Source organism: Streptomyces sp. (assembly GCF_035563135.1).
In the GTDB taxonomy this organism is placed as follows: domain Bacteria; phylum Actinomycetota; class Actinomycetes; order Streptomycetales; family Streptomycetaceae; genus Streptomyces.
In genome coordinates this window covers 1-9,467 of record NZ_DATMVN010000171.1, presented here as the reverse complement: position 1 = coordinate 9,467, position 9,467 = coordinate 1, and the positions used below count along the sequence as shown (strand labels likewise).

At 74.6% G+C, this 9,467-nt stretch carries 1 pseudogene; it reads right to left on the bottom strand.

Features of this window, described 5'->3' with window-relative positions:
- A pseudogene (locus VN520_RS07280) lies at positions 1–9,467 on the bottom strand (hypothetical protein); the annotation flags it as partial.

Sequence of the window (9,467 nt, the reverse complement as noted above, 5' to 3'; positions counted from 1 at the left end):
TCGACGGCGTTGAGGGCGCCCAGGCCGTGCAGCGCGTCGAGGACCGCTTCGCGGTGCCGCTCCGCGTCGTCGGGCGAGACGTCCTGGGGTGTGGCGGCGGTGCCCTGGCCGGTGGCGGGAGCGCCGGGCGCGTTCGGCATCTGCGGGGCCGGGCGGTTCGGCTCGGTGGCGACGGGCCGCGTGTGGACAGGGCGGTGCGGGAGTACGGCGCGGCCGCTGCCACCGGCCTCCCGCGTCACGGTGCCCGTGACGCGCTCCGGTTCCAGTTCGTCCAGCAGCGCCTGGGCGTGCTCGTCGGGGAAGAGTCCGTCCCGCGCGACGTTCTCCCGTAGCTCCGCCTCGTCGAGCGGGTAGATGTTCCAGTACCGGCCCCAGTTGTCCGTGTAGTCGAGGGCCGGGTCGTGGCCGGGCACGTCGTTCAGTGCCAGCTGGGCCCCGCGCATCACCTCGTGGGCGGTGTGATGGCCCACCGTCAGCGAGATGGCCAGCATCCCGGCACGGATCAGCCCGAGGTCCAGGTCGACGCCCCACTGGTCCCGCATGCGGGCGGCGTGCAGGACGAAGCGGTACGTGGACCCGGCGGTGCCGGTCGCCACCAGGCCGCCGGAGTCCTCGGAGCGTCCCTGGAAGTCGGCGCTCATCGCCAGGTCGTACACCGTTGTCGCGGGCATCCAGGTCAGCCCGGCCTCGTCGACCGCGATCCGCCGCTCCGCCTCGCTCAGCGGCGGGCGTGCCTCGTCCGGACGTGCCGGATCCGCCACGGGGTGCGGCAGTTCCCTGATCGCGGCCGCCTTCTCGGCAGGGGACATGTCCGACGCCTGGATCTCCGTGGCGCGCCGCATGTACGCGGCGTAGGCCTCCCGCTGCCGCCGGCTCGGCCGCTCCGCGGCGATCTCCGGATGCTGCTCCTCTGCGCCGCCGAGCATCTCCGGCACGAGGTCGTTGGAGATCCCCTCGTACAGGAACGCGACGAGTTCCCGCAGGTTCCCGCTCCTCAGCACCCCCTGGAGAGCCTCGCGGGATGTGCCGACGGCGCCCGCCTTGAACTTGCTGGTGTCGCCGAACGTCGCCAGCGCGCGCGGATACCGCTGACGCGCCTTCGTCCACGCGGCGGTGGCCATCTTCCGGAACTCGGCGGTGACCGCCTCGTGTTCGGCCAGGTACTCGCCCAGCCGCCTGTCGAAGACTTCGGACTCCTCGGCGTACCGGATGCGCGCCAGGACCCACGGTGGTGCCTCGCTGTTCCTGTGTTCCGGGCTCGGCTGTGCCAGGCGGCCGGGCGGCCGGGAACCGGCCCGCTCGGGGGCGGGCAGGGGATCGGCGGCCGGGGGTCCGGAGGGCCGCGCGGGGGCGGGCTCCTCGGGCCGGGCCGGTTCCCCCGGGGGCGTGACGGGTGCCGATGCCCCCGGCGGGACCAGACGGTGATCGTCGATCTCGATCGTCACCACGCGCCCCTGGGCCGGGTCGGTGGCGCTGCGCACCCGCTTGGCCACCTTGGTGAGACCGAAGTCCCGTACGCCGACGCGCGGCCCGCTCAGGCCGGCCTGGAAGGTGTCCAGGACCTGGGTCAGCCTGGCCGCGAGCGCCCTGGCCACGGCATCCGCCCGCTCCTGGCCGCTGGACTGTGAGCGGTTGCCGTGCCCGGTGAGGGTGATCGCCGGCACCGGCAGGCCGTGGGCCCGGTTCCAGAGCCCCGCGCGGGCGAGCGAGAGGGCCAGAGCCTCGATCGTGCCGTCCGCGTCGGCGGGGAGGCCGTGCTCCCCCTCCTCGAAGCGGATGGCCTGCTGGTGCCAACGCGGCGCGTGGCCGTGCAGCACCACGGTCGTCAGCGGGTTGGCGACCGCGGGCGAGGAGCCGGACAGCAGGGCCGCGTTGACCTCGTGCGCCGACTCGCCCGGTCGCTTGCTGTACGCCCGGAAGAACCACAGGTCCTTGCCGTCCATCACCGGCGCGGCGTCCCGGATCAGGTCCCTGGCACGCGAGCGCGCCTGAGCCACCTCGCGCAACGCCAACGCGTGCTCGGGCAGGTCCTCGTCGAAGTACCAGGGGATCCGCTCCGCCTGGCGGAGGTCGGCCAGGGCCCTCGCCACGCGCGCGAAGCCCTCAAGGCGGTCGGTCTCCGCGTGGTCCGCACCGCGCTGCCTCGCCTCGGCGACCCGCTGCTCGGCGTCGCGGGCCAGCCGCGCCAGTTCGTCCTCGCTGTGGCGGTCGAGGTTCTCGTCGATGACGTCGTCGAGAAGCCCGGCCGGGAGCCCGCTCCCGGAGTGGGTCTCGTTCTCCAGCGTGATCTGATGGGTGCCGTCCTCGCTGGCCAGCACCACCTGCGCGAAGTGGTAGGGGGCGTGCGGGCCCACCTGGTCGCCGGGTTCGGCGTGGTTGTGCGTGAACAGCTGCGCGCCGCCGTCGTTCGTGGTGCTGACGGACTGGATCAGGTAGCCCTCGCCGACCCCCGCCCAGGCGTACTCGTTGACGCCGATGCGCCGCGCGGCCGAGGCCAGCGGGGCACGCAGCGGGTTGTCCTGCGGCTCGTAGCTCAGTGCGTGCCCGTAACGCTCGCCCGGTGTGGGGGCGCCCACCACGCCGCCGGTGAAGCGCTTGTCCCGGCCCGCCTGGCGGGCGGCCCAGCGTGGGGTGACGTCGGTGGCGGAGCGTATGCCCTCGGCGACCTCCGTCAGCGCGTGGGCCAGGTGGTGGGTTCCGGTGACCTCCCGGCCGTGCAGTGCGTTCACCGGGGCCGTCGAGACGATGTCGCCGGTGGGGCTCCGAAAGGCGATGTGGGACAGGGGCGCGCTTTCCGCGCCGGCCACCATCCGGGCGAAGTCCCGCGTGAAGGCGTGCTCCGGACCGCCGGAAGCCGTCAGGAACTCCGGCTCCACCAGGAACAGCGGCTCGCCGTACGAACCGTCCTCCTTCGGCAGCAGGACACCGGTCGACTCGTCGGCCTTCAGCCGGACCCCTGCCCCGGCCAGCCGCGCCGACGAACGCTCGATCGCCGTGCGGGTGGCGTACACCTGCCGGCTGCGGCCGGTCGTGCCGTCCTCGGTTGCGAGCGTCGCCAGCGTCCGGTCCTCGGAGATGTGCAGGGGCGGCCGGTCGGCCATGGGGACGGTCCTCTGGTCCTGGCGCGGGAGGACCAGCGCATCGGGGCCGGTGCCGCCCCGGACCTCTCCCACGGACCGTGGGAGAGGCTGGGTGAACAGGATCCCGGTGCCCCGCTTGTCGATGACTCCGTAGTCGCGGGTCGTCAGTGGCCGGGGACGGCGCGCCTCGATCTGCCGTTCGAGGACGGCCTGGTCGACCATGCGGTCGAACTCCGCGTCCCCGTCGCTGCTGGACCGCTCGTCGTCGTCCGGGTCGGGCGCGCTGTCGGTGTCGTTCCCGCTGCTCAGATCGCGGGCGCCGGGCAGTCCGCCGTCGGCGGCCGGGTCGGCCGAGGCCCAGCCGGCACCGGTGTCGCCTTCGCTCAGTTCGAGCATGAGGTGGCGGGTCCCGGCCGTCGGATGCGTGGCCACACCGACCGGCGCCTCCGGGTACCAGACGCGGCGGCCCGTCGTACCGGCGACGAGGGAGGCGACGGTCGCGGCGTACTCCGGGGGGAGCGCCAGCACGATGTCCGCGCCGCGGGGCCGCTGGGAGTCGTACGAGATGAGCATCGCCAGCTCGTCGGCGCTGTCCACCCGGAAGGTCCGCCCCGGCGCGGCGATCCCGACGGCGCGGCCGTCCGCGTCGGCCGCGACCAGGTACGGGTTCTGCCACGGAGCTGACCGTGGGATGACCCGGCCCCGGCCGCGCACGGCGTAGGACGTCAGTTCGGGGGTCGGCTGTCCCGGTCCGGTGAAGTCGCGCCCGACGGCGTTGCCCTCGTCGTCGCGCAGCAGCGTGCCCTCGTCCAGGGCTCCCCGCCCGGTCAGGATCTGCTGGTCCACGAAGAAGAGGGCGAGGTCGCCGACGCTCGCCAGGTCGTCCGAGGAGGCGTCGAGCGCCAGCGAACCGAGCAGCAGGAAGTCCGCGGGGCCCGGACGGCTCCCGCGCCCCATGTGCAGGACATGCCGGGTGGCGCGTTTCAGGCCGTCGCGCAGCGTCCGCGCCGTCGGGTGTGCCTCCGCCTCCTCGCGGACGAGGTCGTACAGCGCTTCGGAGGTCTCCCGGAGGCGGGCGCGCGGAACGGCGCCGCGCTCGGGGCCGAACACCGTGTCCAGCCAGGCCGGTTCGGCCCAGAACGGCCGGTCGTCGTCGGAGTCCGAGTCGGATTCCGATTCGTCGGACGCCTCCGCCAGCGTGGGCAGGGCGCGCCCCGGGGGCAGCGGGGGCGGCACCGCGCCGTCCGGGCCTGTCTGCGGGGATGCCGCCGGGAGCGACACCGGGTCGACCCAGGCCGGCTCCCGGATCTCCGCCGGCGTGTTCTTCCGTGCGTCCGCCCAGGTGGTCCCCTCCGGAGAGGTGTGCGCCTCGATGTCTCCGGCCACCGCCGCCCACAGCTGGAGGTGGCGCGGGCGCAGACCGCTCTGTGCGAGGCCGTCGGGGGCCTGTTCCCGGAACGGCCCGAGCAGGCTGCCCGGCGCGTGGAGCCGGTCGGAGTTGCCCGCGTCCCGCGTCTCGTCCCGCAGGAACAGCTGGTGCCCCAGCTCGTGCGCGAACTCCACCGGGCCGGCGTCGGCCCACCACGCCCGCTGGTTCATCTGCTGGTCCCGGCCGACGAGTTCCACCGTCAGGTGGGGGTCCTCGTCCGGCCCCGGGGGTTCCACGGTGACGTGCAGCCGGTCGCCGTTGGGCAGCCTGTGCCCCGGTCGGTTGTAGAACTCCTCCACGCCTTCGAGCACTCGCGCCATGACGGCGTCGGTGTCGGCCTGCCCGGCGCCCGGCCGCAGGGCGAGCCGCACCGTGAGGTCGGTGACGGTCTCGCCGCCGTGGGTGAAGCGCCGCACGTCGAAGGCCGAGCGCACGACGATGCGCGGCCGGTCGTCGAGGCGGGCGCGGGGCGGCTCGGTGGAATCGGTGGTCCCCCGGAGGGGGATGCGCAGGGCCGTGTCGCCGCCGTCCTCCGGCACCAGGTACAGGGCCGAATCGTCCGCCGCGATCCGGTGGGGCGCCGAGTCGTGGTCCAGGTCGGCCATGACGACGGAGAGGGTGTCCATGTTGGACACGCGGCCGATCCAGCCGCTGTCGCCCCGCAGGATCGTGCCCGTCGCCTCGTGGACGAAGTCATGGCCGAACCGCGTCCACCCGGCGGGCGGGATCTCCGTCCCGTCCGGGAGCCTGATGTGCCCGGTGTCGGCGACCTCGTAGCGGAAGGGCTCCGAACGGGACTCGGCGGGGCGCGTGTACGTGAACCACCGGTCCGGCCGGAGGTCCGTGATGGCCTCCGCAGCCGGGGCCTTGCCCTTCCCGGGCAGGTCCGTCGCGGATGCCTCGGTGGCCGGTACGCCGGCGGCGGGCACGACGGAGGCCGGGTCGACCCCGCCGAAGCGGGGCCGCATGACGGTGACGGGGCGGCCGATCGGCCACTGCTCGGCCACGGGGTCGAGGCCGTCGTCGGGCGAGCCGCCCAGCAGGCCTCCGGACCGGGAGCCGCGGGGACCACGGGTGGCGATCTCCCGCAGTCCGCCGCGGTGGTCGTCGACCGTGATGTGCACGGCACCGGTGTCGGCGGTGCCGGACCCGCGTCCGCGCTCCGAGTCCGGATCGACCGTGATCGCGTCGGCGGTGAGGTGCGGTCGCGGTGTTCCGTCCTGCAGCGCCGCGAGCGCCTCGGCCAGCTCCTGCCGGAACGAGGCCACCACCGCCTCGGCACGGGCCTTCGCGAGTTCCCGGCCCGTCAGGAGCCCGCTGCGCAGACCGGTGACCTTGACGTCCGGAAGCGGCAGCCCGTTGACGGCGTTCCACATCGCCGTCCTGGCCACGATCCCGGCCAGGTACCGCAAGGGGTGCTTCGCACCGTCGGGTGTCTGCTGGGCGCCCTTCTCGAACGAGATGGTCACCGGCAGTGCCTGCTGGCCGCGGAGCACGACGGCGGTGAGCGGGTTCGCCTCGGCGGCGGGCCTGTCGGTCAGCAGTTCCGCGTTGGTGTCGTGGGCCGACTCCCCCGGCCGCTGGGAGTACATCCGCATGTACCACTGGTTCTTGCCGGGGATGACCTGTTCGAGCTGGCCGATGCGCTGCGCTGCGGCGCGCGTGGCACCCTCCAGTGTCCGCTCGGCGGCGGCGCGCTCCGGTGAGCCGGCGGGCGCCGCGCGCATGTCCGCCTGGGCCTGCTTCGCCCGTACCAGGGCCAGCGTCAGGTCGAGGTGGGCGCGCAGCTCGGTGAGGTGCTCGTCGGCGCCGGCCTCCTGTCGTTGCTCGATCTCCCCGCGCAGTCGCGCCGCGGCCTCCCGCAGAGCCTTGAGGTTGTGCACCCTCAGGCTCGCCTTCGCCTCCCCGCGGTGCCGGGCGTTCCGCTGCGAGGACCGCGCGTGGTTCTCCAGGGAGATCTGGTGACTGCCGTCCTCACTGGCCAGGACCACGGTGGCGAAGTGGTAGCCGAAGTGCGAGCGGCTGATACCGGACCGCGGCTTGGCGTAGTTGCGTTCCAGGCTCGGCTGGCCCTCGGCCCCGGCCGCCGCGACGGACTGGACGACGTAGCCCTCGCCGACGCCGGCCCACGCGTGTTCGTTGACCCCGATCCGTCTCGCGGCGTCCGACAGTGCGTCGCGGCGCGGGTCGACCGGCTGGTCGAGGCTGAGTGCGCTGCCGTAGGCGTGGCCGGGCAGCGGGCCGCCGTCGCCGCCGGTGGGCCGGTCGTCCCGGCGGACGTACGAGGACGCCCAGGCGGGATCCACCCTGTCGGGCGCCACGTCGCCGTCCGCGACATGGCCCAGGGCGTCGGCGAGGTGGTGCGTGCCGGTGACCTCGGCCCCGTCGGAGGCGTTGACCGGCGCGGTGACCGCCTGGCCGGTGCGGGGATCGCGGAAGACCACGTGCGACGTGCGGGCGTTGTCGGCCAGCATGTCGGCGAAGTCCCGGCAGATCTCCTCCGATGACTGCCCGGACCGGGTGAGGAAGTCGGGCGTCACGCGGAACAGCCGCTTCGTGCTCCCGTCGGGGGTGGGCAGCAGGATGCTCAGGTCCTCGTCGGTCCGCAGACGCACCGCGAGGCCCGCACGCGCCAGACCGACCGACGCGCGGGCGACGGCTTCCGCCGTCGCGAAGACCTGCTGCCCGTACGCGCCGTTCTCGACCGCGAGCGTACGGTCCGAGGAGATCCGCAGGACGGGCCGCTGGGTGGCGAGTGTCTCGTGGTAGCCCTGTACGGACATGGCCAGTCGGGGTGCGCCCTCCACGTCCGCCAGCGCCTGCGGGGTCTGCCAGGTGCCCTGGAGGCCCCCGGGCTTGCGGAAGAGCACGCCGTCACCGCGGTGGTCCACGACCCCGTAGTTCCTCGTGGTCAGTGGCTCGGGCCGACGCGCCTCGATCCCGTCAGCGGACTCGGACTCCTCCCCGTACAGGGCGACGATGTCCTCGAAGTCCCCTTCGCTGTCGCTGTCCGTGCCCGGTCCGACGGAGGTCCACGCCGCGCCGATCCCGCCGGGGACGGGCCCCAGCGTGATGTGGTCGGTGCCGGAACGCCAGTCCGTGGACGGCTGGGGGCCGTGCTCCGAGTACCAGACCCTGGAGCCGGTCAGGTCGGCGACGTGCCGCGCCAGGGACGCGATGTCACCGTGGGGGAAGGCCAGGACGACATCGGCACCCGGGGGCCGCGCCGGGTCCCGCGCGAGGAGCCGGGCGAACTCACCGGGGTCGTCGAGGGTGAGCCTGCCCCGGGATGTGACCAGCCGGACGGAGTCCGCGCTCTCCTGGGCGAGGACCACGTACGGCTCCGACCACGGCGCGGTCCAGGTGGTCAGGCCGCCGTCCTCGCTCTCCGCCGCGTACGAGTTCAGGGGGAGCGCCTGGCCGCCGGTGCCGGTCCAGTTCCGTCCGGTACCGTCCTCCGACAGCAGCACGGTGCCCCGGTCCAGGGCGGCGTCGTGGCGCGTGAGGTACGACGTGAGGGCGTCGGCGTCGGCCAGTTCGTCCGGCGAGGCGCTCAGGGCCAGGGAGCCGAGGAGCAGCAGGTGCTGCCCGTGCACGGCGGAGTCCGGGTCCAGGTGCAGCACCTGCCTGGCCAGGTCGTGCAGCTCGTCGGACATGCCGGTGGCCACGGACGGCTGGTCCGCGTTCCCCCGCGCGAGGTCCCGCAGCGACGAAACCGTGTCGACGAGCGTCTCGTGCGAGTGATCGTGCCTGGCCGCGGGCCCGAAGAGGAGGCCGAGCCACGCCTCGTGCCCGGCGTCCGGGGCGTCGTCCCCACTGGCGGAGTCGTCGGTGAAACGGAACCGCGCCAGCGCTTCGGCCTCGGAGCGCCGTGCACGCGCGGACGGCGGCAGCTGGAGCGGTCCGTCCGCGGTACCTGCCGTCTCCGGCGCCTTGCCGGCTTCGGCGCCGGACAGCATGCTCAGCTCCCACGCCTCTTCCTCGCCCGGGAGTCCTGGCAGGTCACCGCCCGCCGGGGACGGGGGCAGGGGGACGGCGGCCGGGTCCTGCTGCGACAGGGGCGGGGCAGGCGGCACGGGCTGCGAGGACTGCGGGGCGGGGGTGCGCTCCACCAGCGGGACGAAGTCGCCGCCGCGGCGGCGGAGCCGGAGGTGCGGGCCGCTGTCGCCGGCCGGGCCGAGGTAGGTGTGGGCGGTGCCGTTCTCCTCGATCAGGGTGACGGTGGCACCCGTCACGGCGGCGGCCCACTCGGCCACCGCGCGGTCGGCTCCGGGGCTCCAGGGCGCGTGTGTGAGGTGGCGCCGCAGGTGGCCGTCGAGGGCTTCACGGCTTGGTGCGGGCGTTCCTGGACGCACCTTCATGGGCGGCGGGCCGAAGAGGGAGTCGTGCTCGGCCGGGTCGCCGGGAAGGCCGTTCAGGCGCAGCAACTGGGCGGGCGACGATCCCGCGCGCGTGCGCAGCCGTGCTGCCTCCCGGCGGTCGAGGCCGGGCCGGTCGGCGGCGTGGCGCAGGGCCGTGGAGAGCGCGCCGAAGAAACCGTTGCCGCGGCCGGTGGGCGTGCCCTGGGTGTAGGTGGCGCCATCGGGCGCGGTGAGGACGCCGTCGCGGGCGAGGCGGTAGAGCGGGCCGCTGCCGTCGGCGGGCGGCAGCCAGGGCACGGTGGTGTGGCTGCGGTGCACGGGCGGCTTCGCCGGTTGCCCGGTCGGGGCGTCCCCGGTGCCCGTGCCGGATGTCCCTGCACTCGCCGGAGCCGGCAGCGCGGTGCTGACCGGAGCCGGGGCGCCTGGCGGCAGGGCGGCGTGGAAGAAGCCGTCGGCGGAGTACAGCACCGGGTCGGCGGACGGGTCGACGGCGGCCGGATCGACACCGTGCGGGAGGAACAGCTGGTCGCGGCCCTCACCGGTCACCACGGTGAGCGGGGTGCCGAGGACCCGCGCGGCGAGGGCGGGCAGCAGGTC